General features: G+C 74.0%; 13 protein-coding genes. 8 read left to right on the plus strand and 5 right to left on the minus strand.

The window, feature by feature from the left end:
• The first annotated feature begins 27 nt into the window (after positions 1–27).
• Complete coding sequence (locus tag Sru01_RS16175) at positions 28–216, plus strand: tautomerase family protein (RefSeq protein ID WP_203985441.1); 189 nt, start codon at positions 28–30, stop codon at positions 214–216.
• 83 nt (positions 217–299) lie between these two features.
• On the opposite strand, the gene Sru01_RS16180 is transcribed toward Sru01_RS16175, so the two are convergent.
• On the minus strand, positions 300–1,799 hold the full coding sequence (locus Sru01_RS16180) for a sodium:solute symporter family protein (RefSeq protein ID WP_203985442.1): 1,500 nt from the start codon (positions 1,797–1,799) through the stop codon (positions 300–302).
• A gap of 181 nt (positions 1,800–1,980) precedes the next feature.
• Between Sru01_RS16180 and Sru01_RS16185 the strand changes: the two genes are divergently transcribed.
• From Sru01_RS16185 to Sru01_RS16210, 6 genes are all read left to right on the plus strand, one after another.
• Positions 1,981–4,548: an FtsK/SpoIIIE family DNA translocase gene (locus Sru01_RS16185; protein WP_203985453.1), complete on the plus strand. Its 2,568-nt coding sequence runs from the start codon at positions 1,981–1,983 to the stop codon at positions 4,546–4,548.
• 94 nt (positions 4,549–4,642) lie between these two features.
• Positions 4,643–5,383 (plus strand): helix-turn-helix domain-containing protein, encoded by a 741-nt coding sequence (locus tag Sru01_RS16190; protein ID WP_203985480.1) that lies wholly within the window; start codon positions 4,643–4,645, stop codon positions 5,381–5,383.
• 104 nt (positions 5,384–5,487) lie between these two features.
• The gene (rimO, locus tag Sru01_RS16195) at positions 5,488–6,900 is read left to right on the plus strand and encodes a 30S ribosomal protein S12 methylthiotransferase RimO (protein WP_203985482.1); all 1,413 of its coding nucleotides are present in this window, start codon (positions 5,488–5,490) and stop codon (positions 6,898–6,900) included.
• Positions 6,897–7,502 carry a CDP-diacylglycerol--glycerol-3-phosphate 3-phosphatidyltransferase gene (pgsA, locus tag Sru01_RS16200; RefSeq protein ID WP_203985484.1) on the plus strand — a complete coding sequence of 202 codons (606 nt, stop codon included), beginning with the start codon at positions 6,897–6,899 and terminating at the stop codon, positions 7,500–7,502. Before rimO ends, pgsA begins: the two co-directional genes overlap by 4 nt.
• Positions 7,499–7,996 carry a CinA family protein gene (locus tag Sru01_RS16205; protein WP_203985486.1) on the plus strand — a complete coding sequence of 166 codons (498 nt, stop codon included), beginning with the start codon at positions 7,499–7,501 and terminating at the stop codon, positions 7,994–7,996. Before pgsA ends, Sru01_RS16205 begins: the two co-directional genes overlap by 4 nt.
• Positions 7,997–8,249: 253 nt before the next feature.
• On the plus strand, positions 8,250–8,615 hold the full coding sequence (locus Sru01_RS16210; protein ID WP_203985489.1) for a helix-turn-helix domain-containing protein: 366 nt from the start codon (positions 8,250–8,252) through the stop codon (positions 8,613–8,615).
• A gap of 63 nt (positions 8,616–8,678) precedes the next feature.
• Here the strand turns inward: Sru01_RS16210 and Sru01_RS16215 are convergent, their stop codons facing one another.
• From Sru01_RS16215 to Sru01_RS16225, 3 genes are read right to left on the minus strand one after another with little or no spacing between them, the layout of a single operon-like run.
• Positions 8,679–9,464 carry a DNA-formamidopyrimidine glycosylase family protein gene (locus Sru01_RS16215; RefSeq protein ID WP_203985492.1) on the minus strand — a complete coding sequence of 262 codons (786 nt, stop codon included), beginning with the start codon at positions 9,462–9,464 and terminating at the stop codon, positions 8,679–8,681.
• 3 nt (positions 9,465–9,467) lie between these two features.
• Positions 9,468–9,917 carry an RrF2 family transcriptional regulator gene (locus tag Sru01_RS16220; RefSeq protein WP_203985495.1) on the minus strand — a complete coding sequence of 150 codons (450 nt, stop codon included), beginning with the start codon at positions 9,915–9,917 and terminating at the stop codon, positions 9,468–9,470.
• An 8-nt stretch (positions 9,918–9,925) separates the two neighbouring features.
• The gene (locus tag Sru01_RS16225) at positions 9,926–11,914 is read right to left on the minus strand and encodes an endonuclease/exonuclease/phosphatase family protein (RefSeq protein WP_203985498.1); all 1,989 of its coding nucleotides are present in this window, start codon (positions 11,912–11,914) and stop codon (positions 9,926–9,928) included.
• Positions 11,915–12,110: 196 nt separating this feature from the next.
• Here Sru01_RS16225 and Sru01_RS16230 point away from each other — a divergent pair, with 196 nt between their 5' ends.
• Positions 12,111–13,289: an ROK family transcriptional regulator gene (locus Sru01_RS16230; RefSeq protein WP_203985501.1), complete on the plus strand. Its 1,179-nt coding sequence runs from the start codon at positions 12,111–12,113 to the stop codon at positions 13,287–13,289.
• A 21-nt stretch (positions 13,290–13,310) separates the two neighbouring features.
• On the opposite strand, the gene Sru01_RS16235 is transcribed toward Sru01_RS16230, so the two are convergent.
• Positions 13,311–14,780, minus strand: a complete 1,470-nt coding sequence (locus Sru01_RS16235; protein ID WP_203985503.1) for a glycoside hydrolase family 3 protein — start codon at positions 14,778–14,780, stop codon at positions 13,311–13,313.
• Positions 14,781–14,938: the final 158 nt, after the last annotated feature.

Raw genomic sequence — 14,938 nt, forward strand, 5'->3', positions numbered from 1 at the left:
CAACAAGACACCACTGTGGAGGACCCCATGCCGAACATCAGCGTCGAACTGCTCTCCGGTCGCACCATGGACCAGCGCCGGGAGTTCGTGGCGGCGGTCACCGAGGCGGCCATCGACATTCTCAAGGCCCGCCGCGAGTCGGTGCGCATCGTGTTCACCGAGATCGAGAAGTCGGACGTGGCCAACGGCGGCACCCTGGAGTCCGACAAGGGCTGAGACCCGCCCCGCGGGCACGGGCAAGGTGCCCGGGCCCGCGGGGGAGGCGGCGGACCGGTGGCGCGGGCGCCGGGACGCGTTCCTCAGGCCAGCGCGGTCGCGCGGTCCTCGCCGGTGCCGTCGCTGTCGAGCGAGTCGACCAGGGCGTCCCGGTCCGGGCGGTTCTCCGGCCGGAGCAGCCCGATGACCACGTAGAGGATCAGCGAGGTGACCAGCGGCGCCGCGACCACGAGCGTCTGGTCGGGCTTGGTCAGCCCCCACTTCACCACCGCCCACACGCCGAGACCGGCCGCCCAGGAGGTGATCGCCGCCAGCGGCCCGCTGCGCTTGAACCAGGGGAGCAGGCCCAGCATCAGCGGGATCGAGATCGGGCCCATCGTGGCGGCCACCACGTCCACGACGATCTTCAGCACCACCCCCTGGCCCTGGGTCGAGATGGCGATCGTCATGCTGATGGCGACGAACAGGAACGTGGTGATCCGGGCGAGCCGCAGCGCGCCGGCGGCGTCCAGCGTCCGGACCCGGCGCCAGAAGACCGGCAGGATGTCCCGGGTGATCACCGCGGAGATCACGTTGGCGTCCGAGGAGACCATGGCCATGGTGTGCGAGAAGAAGCCGGCCAGTACCAGGCCGATCATGCCGGTGGGCAGCAGCGCCTGCGCCAGGTGCACGTAGGACTGGTCGGAGTCGGTGAGGCCGGGCACGATCAGCGGAGCGGCGAACATCGGGATGAACAGCACCAGCGGCCACAGCAGCCACAGGCCGCTGGACAGCAGCGCCGCCCGCCTGGCCTGGCTGCCGGAGGGGGCGCCCATGTAACGCTGGGCCAGGTTCCACATGCCGCCGTTGTACTCGAACGTCTTGATCAGCAGGAACGCGAAGAAGTAGGTGCCGGTGTACGGGCCGCTCAGCGGGTCGCCGTGCCCGGCGGGCAGCCGGTCCCACATGGTCCACAGCGCCGAGACCCCGCCGAGGTGGGCGAGGACCGCGACGAACATCACGATGCCCGCCACGAACTGGATCACGAACTGCCCGAAGTCGGTGAGCACGTCCGCCCACAGCCCGCCGACGGTCACGTAGACGATCGTCACCGCGCCGGTGACGGCGATGCCGTACTGGATGGGGACGCCGGCGAAGCCCTTGAGCAGTACCGAGATGGCCACCCACTTGGCGGCGATGTCGACCACCTTGAGCAGGGCGCCGCTGTAGGCCATCACCTGCTGGGTGGGCAGGTTGTAGCGCCGGGTCAGGTACTCCAGCGGCGACACCACGCCATGCTTGGCCCGCAGGCGGTTCCACCGGGCGGCGAACAGGAAGGCGCCGACGCCGACGCCGATGCCGATCGTCATGGCCCACCAGACGTACACGGTGAGGCCGTAGTCGTAGGCCACGGCGGCGAACGCGACGAACATGACCGCGCTGTAGCCCGACATGTGGTGCGAGATCCCCGACAGCCACCAGGGGATGCGGCCGCCGGCGGTGAAGTAGTCGATCACGGTGCGGATCCGGTTCTTCGACCACACCCCGATGACGACCATGAGCGCGAAGTAGATCGCGAGCACGGACCAGTCCAGTGCGGACATCGGCCCTCCTTCCCACGTTTCCGTTGGGAGGAGATTCCAGTACATGGAACGTCATGTCAATACACGGAACGGGGATCGATGTCACGGACCGGCCGGTCGGCCGCCGTATCGTGATATTCCGGCCGCCCCGCCCCGGCGCGCCTCCCTGGTGCCGGCCGGCCTCTTACGTAGCCTGGGCATCATGGCCACCCGTACGTCGAAAGGCGCCCAGAAGGGATCGGCGAAGCGGCCCGCCCCGGCGCGCCGCCCTCCGGCCAAGCGGCCGGCCGCCACCCGGGGCAGGGGCACCAGGCCGGCCGGCCGCCCCGCCGCCCGCCGGTCGGCGAGCGCGCCGCCGGACCCGATCAGCTGGGTCTTCCTGGCGATCGGCAAGCTCTTCGTCGGCGTGTGGCTGCTGTTCGCCAACGGCATCGGCACCGCCGCCCGGGCCTTCGGCCGGCAGGCGCGCGAGCTCGACCCGGCGCACCGCCGCGACGGACTCGGCCTGGCGGTGCTCGCGGCGGCCATCGTGCTGGCCGCGATGACCTGGCGTCCGGCCCGCGGCACCGCCGCGACCGTGGTGGACGCCGTGCTGCGCGGTGCCCTGGGCTCGCTGGCCTGGTCGGTGCCGCTGCTGCTCGCGCTGGTCGCCTGGCGCCTGCTGCGCCACCCGGACCAGAACGCCGACACCGCGCGCATGATGATCGGCTGGACCGCGCTGCTCGCCGGGCTGCTCGGCGTGATCCACGTCGCGCACGCCACGCCGTACCCCTCCGGGCCGGCCGCCACCGACGGCATGGACAAGGTGTCCGCGGCGGGCGGCATGATCGGGTTCATCGTGTCGGCGCCGCCGGCCAGCGTCCTGCCCGCGTTCATCACCGTTCCGCTGCTCCTGCTGCTGTCCGGGTTCGGCCTGCTGGTGATCACCGCCACCCCGGTGCACCGGGTGCCCGAGCGCCTCGCCGAGATCCAGCACATGCTCTTCCACCCGAGCGGCCAGGGCGCCGCTCCGCCGGACGAGGCCGCCCGGCCGGCCCGGCGCGGCCGGGGGCGCGGCTCCGCCGGGCGGTCCAAGCCGGACGAGCCGCTCGCCGGCGGCGAGGGCGGCGAGCACGTCAAGCCCTACGACACGCCGGTGGTCGCCGAGGACGGCCGGTCCACCGAGCACGCGCCGGAGATCGTGCCCGGGCTGGTCGAGGAGCCGACCGAGCCCGAGCTGCCGCTGCCGCCGCGCGCCGCGGCCCCGCCGCCGGAACCCTCCCCGCCGCCGCGCCGGGTCGAGCAGCTCGTCCTGTCGTCGCAGGCCGGGCCGTACGCCCTGCCGGACCTGCAGGTCCTGCGGTCGGGCAGCCCGCCCAAGCCGCAGACCAAGGCGAACACCGTCGTGGTGAACGCGCTGACCAGCGTGCTGGAACAGTTCGGCATCGACGCGCAGGTGATCGGCTTCACCCGCGGGCCGACCGTCACCCGGTACGAGATCGAGCTGGGCCCGGCGGTGAAGGTGGAGAAGGTCACCGCGCTCACCAAGAACATCGCCTACGCCGTCAAGTCCGCCGACGTGCGCATCCTGTCCCCGATCCCCGGCAAGTCGGCGATCGGCGTCGAGATCCCCAACACCGACAAGGACCTGGTCAGCCTCGGCGACGTGCTGCGCTCCCAGGTCGCCCAGGCCGACCACCACCCGATGATCGTCGGCCTCGGCAAGGACGTCGAGGGCCGCACCATAGTGGCCAACCTCGCCAAGATGCCCCACCTGCTCATCGCGGGCGCGACCGGCGCGGGCAAGTCGGTCTGCGTCAACGGGCTGATCTCCTCGGTGCTCATGCGGGCCACGCCGGACGACGTGCGCATGGTGCTGGTCGACCCCAAGCGGGTGGAACTGTCGGTCTACGAGGGCATCCCGCATCTGATCACCCCGATCATCACCAACCCCAAGAAGGCCGCCGAGGCCCTCGAGTGGGTGGTCGGCGAGATGGACCGCCGCTACGACGACCTGGCGGCCAGCGGCTTCCGGCACGTCGACGAGTTCAACAAGGCGGTACGCGCCGGCAAGCTGGTGCCCCCGCCGGGCAGCGAGCGGGTCTACCAGCCCTACCCCTACCTGCTGGTGATCGTCGACGAGCTCGCCGACCTGATGATGGTCGCGCCGCGTGACGTCGAGGACTCGATCGTGCGGATCACCCAGCTCGCCCGGGCGGCCGGCATCCACCTGGTGATCGCCACCCAGCGGCCGAGCGTCGACGTGGTGACCGGCCTGATCAAGGCGAACGTGCCGTCCCGGCTGGCGTTCGCCACCTCCTCGCTCGCCGACTCGCGGGTCATCCTCGACCAGCCGGGCGCCGAGAAGCTGGTCGGCCAGGGCGACGCGCTGTTCCTGCCGATGGGCGCCAGCAAGCCGATGCGGCTGCAGAACGCGTTCGTCTCGGAGAAGGAGATCGCCGAGGTCGTCGCGCACTGCAAGACCCAGATGCAGGCCGAGTACCGCGAGGACGTGGCCGCCGCGGCCACCGCCAAACGCGAGATCGACGAGGACATCGGCGACGACCTCGACCTGCTGGTGCAGGCGGCCGAGCTGATCGTCACCACCCAGTTCGGCTCCACCTCGATGCTGCAGCGCAAGCTGCGCGTCGGCTTCGCCAAGGCCGGCCGGCTGATGGACCTGCTGGAGAGCCGCGACGTCGTCGGCCCGAGCGAGGGTTCCAAGGCCCGCGAGGTGCTCGTCAAGCCGGACGATCTGCCCGCACTGCTCGCCGACTTGCGGGGAGGGTGACCCCTCCGCGACCGTCCCCCTCGGTTACTGGTTGAATGTGAATGACTACGCTTCGTCCGGGTGCGTGGTCAGGGCCACGGCGAGGGGGACACGTATGAGCATCGGGGGGACGCTGGCCGCGGCACGGCAGGCGGCGGGCATGTCGGTCGCCCAGCTGAGCGGCCGTACCCGGATCCGGGAGACGGTGATCTACGCCATCGAGCGGGACGACTTCTCGCTCTGCGGCGGCGATTTCTACGCCAGAGGGCACGTCCGCAACATCGCCAAGACGCTCGGGCTCGATCCGCAGGCGGTCGCGCACCAGTTCGACGAGGAGCACGGTGGGCCGGCCCGGCCGGTGCGCGCGGCCGCGGTCTTCCAGGCCGAGCACACGATCAAGCTGCGCGACCGGCGCAGTCCCAACTGGTCCACCGCGATGGCCATCGCGCTGGCCCTGGTGGCGGTCTTCGGGGTGACCCGGGTGATGAGCGGCTCCGGCGACCCGGTCGCCACCGGTCCCGACCCGCGGCGGGTCCCGCCGAAGTCCTCGCCCTCGGTCGGGGTCTCCACGCACCCGAAGGCGGCCAGGCCGGCCGGCGACCTGGTCACGCTGCGGGTGACGGCCAAGCGGCGCACCTGGCTGGACGTCACCGACGCCAAGGGCAAGCGCATCTTCCGCGGCGTGCTGCCGGCCGGTGGCGCCGCGACCTGGAAGGCGCGCAAGCTGATGAAGGTCACCTTCGGCAACGCCGGCGGGGTCGACCTGGAGGTGAACGGCCGGCACATCGGCCCGCCCGGCCGGTCCGGGGAGCTCGTCCGCCGCTCGTTCCGGCCGGAGGCGTCCGGCGCCCGATGACCGCGCGGGCGGGCGGTGACCTGGCGGCCTCGCACCCGCCCGGATGAGGAAGTACGGGGGGAGTGCGCCGGGCGGGGGGCAACTCCCGATACCGTAGAGCCATCATGTCTTCCCGCCGAACCGCATCGCTGATCACATTGGGCTGCGCGCGCAACGAGGTCGACTCCGAGGAGCTCGCCGCGCGTCTGGAGGCCGCCGGCTGGCGGCTGGACGACGACGACCCCGATGTGGTCGTCGTCAACACCTGCGGCTTCATCGACTCGGCGAAGAAGGACTCGATCGACACGCTGCTCGCCGCGGCCGACTCCGGGGCCAAGGTGATCGCGGCCGGCTGCATGGCCGAGCGGTACGGCAAGGAGCTCGCCGACGCGCTCCCCGAGGCCGCCGCGGTCATCTCCTTCGACGACTACGCCGACATCGGCACCCGGCTGGACGACGTGGTGGCCGGCCGGGCGCCGGCGCCGCACGTCCCGCGCGACCGCCGCGTCCTGCTGCCGATCAGTCCGGTGGAGCGCTCCGCCGGGGCCGGCCGGGTGCACATCCCCGGCCACGCCCAGCTGCCCGACGGCGTCGCGCCGCCGAGCGGGCCCCGCACGCTGCGCAAGCGGCTCTCCGGTGGCCCGGTGGCCGCGCTGAAGCTGGCCTCTGGCTGCGACCGGCGCTGCACGTTCTGCGCGATCCCCGCCTTCCGTGGCTCTTACGTCTCCCGCCATCCCGACGAGCTGCTGGCCGAGGCGGCCTGGCTGGCCGGGGAGGGCGTCAAGGAGCTGGTGCTGGTCAGCGAGAACAGCACCTCCTATGGCAAGGACCTCGGCGATCTGCGCGCGCTGGAGCGGCTGCTGCCCGCGCTGGCCGCCACCGACGGCATCGAACGGGTGCGGGTCAGCTACCTGCAGCCCGCCGAGCTGCGTCCGGGGTTGATCGACGTCATCGCCGGCACCGAGGGGGTGGCACCGTACTTCGACATCTCCTTCCAGCATGCCAGCGGCCCGGTGCTGCGCCGGATGCGCCGGTTCGGCGACCCGCGGCGCTTCCTCGACCTGCTCGGCGCCATCCGTGAGCGGGCGCCGGAGGCCGGGGTGCGCTCCAACTTCATCGCCGGGTTCCCCGGCGAGAGCGAGGCCGAGTTCGCCGAGCTGACCGGCTTCCTCACCGAGGCGCGGCTGGACGTGATTGGCGTGTTCGGCTACTCCGACGAGGAGGGCACCGAGGCGGCCGGGTTCGCGGGCAAGCTCGACGCCGACGTGGTCGCCGAACGGGTGGCCGCGCTGAGCGACCTGGCCGAGGAGCTCACCGCCCAGCGCGCCGAGGAGCGCATCGGCACCGAGATCGAGGTGCTGGTGGAGGAGGACCTCGGCGACGGCGGTTACGAGGGCCGGGCGGCCCACCAGGGGCCGGAGGTGGACGGCTCGGTGACCGTCCAGGGCATCGGCCTGGTCCCCGGCCAGATCGTGCGGGCCACCGTCGTCGACGCCGAGGGCGTCGACCTGATCGCGCGCATCAAGGCCGGGCCATGACCAACCAGCCGGAGGCCGGTGCCGAGCCCATCGCCGCGTCGGTGGTGGGGCGGGTGAGCCCGTGGAACATCGCCAACGTGCTGACCGTGCTCCGGCTGGTGGTCGTCCCGCTCTTCGTGGTGTGCATGCTCCTTCCCGGCATGCGCTGGCGCGCGGCGGCGCTCGCCGTCTTCCTGCTCGCCTCGCTGACCGACCAGCTCGACGGCTGGCTGGCCCGGCGGTACGGGCTGGTCACCGACTTCGGCAAGATCGCCGACCCGATCGCGGACAAGGCGCTGATCGGCGCGGGCATGATCGTGCTGTCCGCGCTCGCCGAGCTGCCCTGGTGGATCACCGGGCTGGTGCTCGGGCGCGAGCTGGGCATCACCGCGCTGAGGTTCGCGGTGATGCGCCACGGCATCATCCCGGCGAGCTACGGCGGGAAGGTCAAGACCGTGCTGCAGATCGTCGCCATCTCGCTCTACATCCTGCCCGGCGTGCCCGACGTGGTGCGGTGGGTGGTCATGGGCGTGGCGGTGGCGGTCACCGTCGGCACCGGCCTCGACTACGTGGTGCGGGCGATCCGGCTGCGGCGGGTGGCCCGCGAGGCCGGCGGCGGATGAGCGCGGAGGTGGCCGCGGCCGTGCTCGCCCTGCTGGTCCGCCGGCGGGCCACGGTGGCGGTCGCCGAGTCGCTCACCGGCGGGCTGATCGGCGCGGCGCTGACCACCCCGAGCGGTGCCTCGGCCGCGTTCCGGGGTGGGGTGATCGCCTACGCGACCGAGCTGAAGGCACGGCTGCTCGCGGTGCCGGCCGACCTGCTCGCCCGGGAGGGAGCGGTGCATCCCCAGGTCGCGGCGGCGATGGCCGCAGGCGTGCGGGGGCTGACCGGCGCCACCTACGGGCTGGCGGTCACCGGGGTCGCGGGTCCCGATCCGCAGGACGGCCGGCCGGTGGGCACGGTGCACCTGGCGGTGTGCGGCCCGGGCGGCGAGGTGTGGCCCCGAGACGTTGTACTGACCGGATCTAGGGAACAGATCCGAAAAAGCACCGTAAGAGAGGGTTTAGTGCTCCTCAGAGGTGTGCTGGAGGGTGAAGTGGGGGAACATTCGGGGTGATTACCGCGTTACGTCACCAGCGAACATGCTCGGCACGGTCTGCCGCCCTGTTGGTCGATGAAGGTACGGTGGAGCTGTGAGCGAGGTTCGTGACCCAGCGACCAGGACCACGTCCGGCGTACGCCCGGCACAGGGGCCGAGCGAACCGAAGATGACGGCGAGGAGCATGTACGAAGGGCATCCGAAGAACGGGCGATATGAACCGACCCCGCGGAGCGTCGTGAAGACGCCCGCGCCCGGGAGGGAGCGACAGATGGTCCTGCTGCGTCAGCTGCTCGGTGACGTACTGCGGCGGCTGCGGGTGCGGCAGGCGCGCACCCTGCGTGAGGTTTCGACTCTTGCCCGTGTCTCCCTCGGCTACCTGTCCGAGGTGGAACGCGGCCAGAAGGAGGCCTCCTCGGAGCTGCTCGCCTCGATCTGCGGCGCCCTCGGCGTGCCGCTGTCACAGGTGCTCCGCGAGGTGTCCGACCAGTTCGCCCTGGCCGAGCTCCAGCACGCGCCGGTGCTCGCCGACGTGCCCGAGCACGAGCGCCTGCCCATTCCCGACTCCGTGTCCACCACGATCTCCGGCCCCGAGTTCGAGGGCTTCCCGGAGGTCAAGGACATGGTGGCCGCGTAACCGGCGCGGTCACCGTCGCGGCGGCGGCAGCGCCTCCGCGTCCTGCCCGGCGCCGGCCGGCGGTCATGGCTGGCACGCGGGGCAGTAGAACACCACTCGTTCCTGTGGCCGCGCGCCCAGTTCGGCGCCGACGATCCCGGCACCGCAGCGCAGGCAGGGCCGCCCGGCCCGCCCGTACGCCCACAACCGCCGGCCCGGGCGTTGATCGCCGGTGGTGACCGGTCCCTGCGACCGGTCGCGGTTGGCCAGCAGCAGCCGGCGGGCCAGCGCGACCACCTTCGCCAGATCGACCTCCTCGACGCGCCGGTAGGGCGAGACCCCTGCCAGAAAGAGCGTCTCCGCGCGCCAGATGGTGCCGATCCCCGCCACGTTCCGCTGGTCGAGCAGCGCCTCCCCGATCGTGACCTCCGGCCGGGCGGCCAGTGCGGCCACCGCCCGCCGCAGGTGGTCGTCCGCCCAGTCCGGCGCCAGCAGATCCGGGCCCAGATGCCCGACCACCCGGTGCTCCTGCCCGGTCGGCAGCAGGTCCACCATGCCGAGCCGCAGCCCGACGGCCTGCCGGACCGCGTTGCCGAGCACCAGCCGCACCTGATCGCCGCGCGGTGGCCGGGTGCCCGCCGGCTGCACCCGCCAGCTTCCCTCCATCCGCAGGTGGGTGTGCACGGTCAGCTCGCCCTCCACCCGGGTGAGCAGGTGCTTGCCCCGCGACTCGGTGGTGAGCACCGCCCGCCCGGTCAGGTCGGCGGTGGCGTATCGGGGCACCCGGAAATCGGAGACGGTCAGCGTCCGCCCGTCCAGCGCGCCGCGCAGCCGCGCCGCCGCCCGGTAGACCGCGTCCCCTTCGGGCACCGGTCAGTCCCAGGCCGCCGGGTCGGCGGCCAGCCGCATGACGCTCTCGGGCAGGCGGTCGGCGGCGATCTGGTCGAGGGTCACCTCTTCCAGGATCGCGCGCTCGCTGGCCCGCAGGGCGATCCACACCTGCTGCAGCGACCGGGCCGCACCGCGGTAGCCGACGTGCTCGGGCCGCTCGCCGCGGACGTTGGCCAGCGGCCCGTCCACCGCGCGGATCACGTCGGCGAGGGAGATGTCGGCGGGCGGGCGGGCGAGGACGTAGCCGCCCTCCGGGCCGCGCTGCCCACGGACCAGGCCCGCCCGGCGCATCTGGAGCAGGATGTTCTCCAGATACTTGGGCGGCATCTCCTGCTCCTTGGCCAGCTCGCCCACCGTGGTGGGCCCGCTGCCGGCGGCGGCGAGTTCGGCCGCGGCGCGCAGGGCGTAGTCGACTCGGGCGGAAAGACGCATGTTATCGATTATCCCGCCTGCTTAACACTGGTTACGCGCACCCGCGCCGCCACCGGGAGATGATCTGAGAACGGGACGCGCGGAACCCACGCCCCGGTCACCGTCAATCCCGGGCTCACCAGCAGGTGGTCGATCCGCCGGACCGGCCGGTCGGCCGGCGACGTCGGCGGGTCGCCGAACGCCGGGAGCGGGTCGGCCAGCCCGGCCGCGGTCAGCACCCGCATCTCCGGATCGGCGGGCGTGGTGTTGAGATCGCCGGCCAGCAGCAGCGGCCGGGCCGGTCCGGTCCGGCGCGCGCGGGGCGTGCCGGCGTCCCGGGCCGGCACCCCGGCCGCCAGATCCCGGGCGATGGCCGCCACCTCCGGCGCCTGGCCCGGTGGAGACTGCAGGTGGGTGTTGACGACGCCCACCTCGGTGCCGCCCACCTCCAGCACCACGGCCTGCGCCTGCGCCCCGGTGGGATACCCGTGCCGGCCCAGCGGATGGGAGGCGATCTGCCGGACCGGCAGGTTCGTCAGCACGGCGTCCCCCCACAGCGCGTCGGCCGCCGGGGCGAAGTAGTGCCGCATGCCCAGCCCGCGGGCGATCCTGGCCAGGCCGTCGTGCCCGCCGTTGAGCAGCCAGCCCCGGTCCACCTCGCTCAGCAGCACCACGTCCGCGCCGGTACCGCGCACCCAGCCGGCCACCCGGTCCAGGTCGAGCCGGCCGGACAGCCCGAACCCCATCCGGATGTTGTAGGCGACCACCGTGAACCCGTCCCCGGTCACGGCGCGCGCCGCCGGCGGCGGGCGCCAGGTGATGGCGGCGACCGTCACGGCGACCACGATCGTCACCGCCACGGCCGCCCGGCCCGGCGGCGGCGCGGTGAGCAGCATCCGCCGGCCCCGGCCCGCGGCGAACGCGACCCCGCCCACCAGCGCGGCGAGCAGTACCGGGACCAGGCGGTTGGGAAAGCCCAGATCGGCGTCGTAGGCGGCGTAGTAGGCGAACACCGCGACCAGGAAGACCAGCGTGCCCCCCAACAGCGCGCCGCCGCCCCGCGCCGGACCGGCGGCGCGCGGCGCCGCGGCCACCCCCAGGCAGGCGCCCAGGGCCGGCGCGGCGATCAGCGCCGGGATCGGGGAGTCCGCGGCGATCAGCAGCCAGGCCGACAGCGGGAACACCGCCACCGCGATCTGCCAGCGGGCCGGCGGTGCGGCGGCGAACGACGCCATGGCGAGCTGCCCGGCCACCAGCAGCCCCACCGTCACGGCCCGTGCCACCGGATCCTGCCCGGCGCCGCCGTCCGGCCCGGCCAGCCCGATGGTGGCCAGGTACATGCCGTGCAGGGCCAGCGCCGGGCCGAACAGGAACCACAGGTGCCAGGACGCCGGATCGGCGGTCGAGGGCACCAGCCGGGCGCAGGCCGGCAGCGCGACGCACAGCGCGGCGACCGCGACGAACGGCCACGGACCCGGTCGCCAGGCCAGGTCCACCTGGTCCAGGGCCAGCTGGACGATCGCGGCGGCGGCCAGCCCGGCCGCGAGCCCCGCGGGCGCCGACCGGCGCGGCACGACGCGGGCGCACCCGTACAGCACGACGAGGCCGGCCGACACGCCGGCGCCGCTCACGTACAGTTGCGCGGTGCCGCCGCCGGTGGCCTGCAGCGCCAGCCGGGCCACGCCCAGCAGCGCCGCCCCGGCGAGCAGGACCGGTCTCGGCCCGGCCGGCCGGGCGGCCGGGACGGCGGCCAGCGGCAGCAGGAACCACAGGGCGGCGAACGCCCCCATCCGCTCCGGCGGCGTGTCGCCGGCCCGGCCGAACAGGGTGATCAGCGACGGCAGGAACACCCGCAGCGCGTCGGTCAGCAGCAGCACCGCGAGGGCCGTGGTGAGCGCTGGCGCCGCCCGGCGGGTCCGCCGGGCGGCCGCGGCGGCGGCCCGGCGCGCGTGCCGGCCGAACGGTGACCGGACCGCGGGGCCGGTACGGGGCGGCGGTGCGACGGCGGGCTCACCCATGACATCCTCCCGGGGACATGAGCGATCTTCGGGCTCGGCTCCGGTGTGAGGCAAGCCCCGGCACGGGGTGAGCGGATATGGCCCGCGGCGGGCGAGCGTGCCGCCCGGTCGCCGGCGGGCGCCGCTAAACTGGCAGGAAGCTTTACTGCAGGGCCACGTCCGGCGTGGCCGGGGGGATCACGGAAGAAAGCGGGCGATGGAGCGACGTCCTGGCGTGCCCAGGTTGCTGCGGGAGATCAACGACCGGGCGGCGCTGGAGCTGCTGCTCGCCTCCGGGCCGCTCACCCGCGGCCAGATCGGCGATCTGACCGGCCTGTCCAAGGTCACCGCCTCGCAGGCGCTGTCCCGGCTGGAGGAACGCGGGCTGGTCGAGGTGGTGGGGGAGCAGGCGGGCACCCGGGGGCCGAACGCCGCCCTGTACGGAGTGATCCCGTCCTCCGCCTACGTCGCCGGCCTGGAGGTGGGCCCCGAACAGGTCACCGCCGCCGTGGCCGGCATCAACGGCGAGATCGTCGCGGAGGCGACCGTCTCGCCGGGCGACCACGACGACCCGGTACCGATGATCCGCGACGCCGTGCTGAAGGCGGGCCGGTCGGCCCGGGTGGCACCGGGCCGGCTGAAGGGCATGGTGATCGGCACCCCGGGTGTGGTGGACCCGCGCACCGGAGAGGTCCGGTTCTCCTTCGACCTGCCCGGCTGGCAGCGGATCGGGCACCACGCCCTGGCGCGTGACCTGCGCCTGCCGGTCACCATCGAGAACGACGTGAACCTGGCCGCCCTCGCCGAGCGGTCGCAGGGCGCGGCGCGCGGGGTGGACGACTTCGTGCTGCTGTGGATCGAGCGCGGCGTGGGCCTGGCCGTCGTGCTCGGCGGGCGGCTGCACCGGGGCCGGTCCGGCAGCGCGGGCGAGATCGGCTACCTGCCGGTGCCGGGCGTGCCGCCGGCCGAGGACGTCCGTGCGGTGCCCGGCCGGCTGCCCGCGCTGGCGGGCGGCCTGGCCTCCCTGGTCAGCGCCGAGGCGGTCGCCGAGCTGGCTGCCGCGCACGGGTTCGCCGGCCGGCCGGCCGCCGAGGCCGTACACGCCGCGGCGGCCGGCGCGGCCGGCGGCGAGGAGTTCCTGGACGAGCTGGCCCGGCGGCTGGCACTCGGCGTCGCCTCGGTGTGCGTCGTGCTGGATCCGGCGCTGGTGGTGCTCAGCGGCGAGGTGGGCCGGGCGGGCGGCGGCCCGCTCACCCGGCGGGTGGCCGCGGCCGTCGCCCGCATGTGCCCCATCCGCCCCGACGTGGTGACCGGCGAGGTGCCGGGACGCCCGGTGCTGCGCGGCGCGATCCTGGCCGCGCTGGACCGGGCCCGCGAGGAGATCTTCGCCTCCTGACCCTGCGGCATCCGGCACGGATCAGGTGGTGAGCAGCTCGGCGGCGGCCCGCGCGTTGGCGCGCGCCGCGCCGTAGGTGGCGATGTAGGCCGCGGCCGGCGGCCGCCAGATCGGCAGCCCCATCTCCACCAGGGTGGCGTCCGGCCGGGCGGCCAGCAGCGCGGACACGATGTCCCGGCTCTCCCGGTACCGGTGGGCGTCCCTGACCACGATGACCAGGGACCGATTCCGGGCCCGGTCCAGCAGGCCGGGTACCTCGGCCGGGTCCGGCCGGGTGCGGACGACCTCCGCGGCCGGCAGCCACGGCGCGAAACCCCACGGCACGTCGCCGGCCGCGATGTTGGGCGGGGTCTCCACCTCGACCACGAGCGGGTCGGTGAGCGGGCGCGGCGTGCCGGACAGGCTCACCGCCCGGCGGGCGGCGGCCAGCCCGACTCCCTCGCCGTCCGGGGCCGCCGGGCGCGGCCCGCCGAACCACGCGCGCAGCCGGGCCACTCGCTCGGCGGCCTCTTCCAGGCGCGCCGCGGTGAGCCGGCCGTCGCCGACCGCGGTCACGATCGCCTGCCCGATCTCGGCCACCTGCGTCCGGGTGGGCAGCGGCCCCAGGCACAGCAGGTCGGCGCCGGCGGCCAGCGACATCACCGCACCGCCGCCGAGGCCGACCGACTCGCTGATGGCGTGCATGTCCAGCGCGTCGGAGATCACGACTCCGTCGTAGCCCAGCTCGGTCCGCAGCAGCCCGGTCAGCGCGGGGGCCGACAGGGTGGCGGGCTCGCGCCCGGTCAGGGACGGCACCCGCACGTGCGCCGTCATGATCGACTTGGTGCCGGCCTCGATCGCGGCCCGGAACGGGACCAGCTCCCGTTCCCACAGCACCTCGCGCGGCACGTCCACCTCGGGGATCTCCAGGTGCGAGTCCTGCCGGGTGGCCCCGTGCCCGGGGAAGTGCTTCGCGCAGGCCGCCACGCCGGCCTCCTGCAGCCCGTGCACCGCCGCCACGGTGTGCCGGGCCACCAGTGCCGGGTCCGCGCCGAAGGCGCGCGTCCCGATGATCGGGTTGTCGTCGGCCGTGTTGACATCCGCGTCCGGCGCCATGTCCAGGTTCACCCCGCACCGGGCAAGCTCGTCGCCGATCGAGTGGTATACCCGGCGGGTCAGTTCCACGTCGTCCACGGCGCCGAGCGCCGCGTTGCCCGGATAGGGACTGCCCACGTGGTAGGCGAGCCGGGTGACGTCGCCGCCCTCCTCGTCCAGCGAGATCACCGGGTCCCCGGCCTCGCGCAGGCGGGTGGTCAGCGCGGTGAGCCCGGCGGCGTCCGCCACATTGAACCCGAAGAGGGTGACGCCGCCGAGCCCGGCGGCGAGATCGTGCAGCAGCCAGTCGGGCGCGGTCGTGCCCGGAAAGGCGGCCAGCAGCGTGCCCGCCGCCAGGCGGTGCAGGCCGGGGTCGCCGTCCGGCGGGATGGGCCCGTTCGCGGAGAACTCAGACATGGTCCTGCTCGACTCCTCGCCTCGGGAATGACATCGGCCCCTCAGTGCCAGCCTTTCACGGCCACGCCGGACGGCCCGGAGGCCGGGGTGCCGTCCTACCTGCGGTGATGTGATGGCCCGGTGGTGAACCGCGGTAGGCCGGCAGTGGCCGGCCGAGG

The organism is Sphaerisporangium rufum (genome assembly GCF_016863395.1).
GTDB classification, from domain to species: domain Bacteria; phylum Actinomycetota; class Actinomycetes; order Streptosporangiales; family Streptosporangiaceae; genus Sphaerisporangium; species Sphaerisporangium rufum.

Coding starts and splice junctions, on each gene's coding strand:
- Sru01_RS16175 (WP_203985441.1), top strand. CDS start 28: ATGCCGAACATCAGCGTCGAACTGCTCTCCGGTCGCACCATGGACCAG.
- Sru01_RS16180 (WP_203985442.1), bottom strand. CDS start 1,799: ATGTCCGCACTGGACTGGTCCGTGCTCGCGATCTACTTCGCGCTCATG.
- Sru01_RS16185 (WP_203985453.1), top strand. CDS start 1,981: ATGGCCACCCGTACGTCGAAAGGCGCCCAGAAGGGATCGGCGAAGCGG.
- Sru01_RS16190 (WP_203985480.1), top strand. CDS start 4,643: ATGAGCATCGGGGGGACGCTGGCCGCGGCACGGCAGGCGGCGGGCATG.
- rimO (WP_203985482.1), top strand. CDS start 5,488: ATGTCTTCCCGCCGAACCGCATCGCTGATCACATTGGGCTGCGCGCGC.
- pgsA (WP_203985484.1), top strand. CDS start 6,897: ATGACCAACCAGCCGGAGGCCGGTGCCGAGCCCATCGCCGCGTCGGTG.
- Sru01_RS16205 (WP_203985486.1), top strand. CDS start 7,499: ATGAGCGCGGAGGTGGCCGCGGCCGTGCTCGCCCTGCTGGTCCGCCGG.
- Sru01_RS16210 (WP_203985489.1), top strand. CDS start 8,250: ATGGTCCTGCTGCGTCAGCTGCTCGGTGACGTACTGCGGCGGCTGCGG.
- Sru01_RS16220 (WP_203985495.1), bottom strand. CDS start 9,917: ATGCGTCTTTCCGCCCGAGTCGACTACGCCCTGCGCGCCGCGGCCGAA.
- Sru01_RS16225 (WP_203985498.1), bottom strand. CDS start 11,914: ATGGGTGAGCCCGCCGTCGCACCGCCGCCCCGTACCGGCCCCGCGGTC.
- Sru01_RS16230 (WP_203985501.1), top strand. CDS start 12,111: ATGGAGCGACGTCCTGGCGTGCCCAGGTTGCTGCGGGAGATCAACGAC.
- Sru01_RS16235 (WP_203985503.1), bottom strand. CDS start 14,780: ATGTCTGAGTTCTCCGCGAACGGGCCCATCCCGCCGGACGGCGACCCC.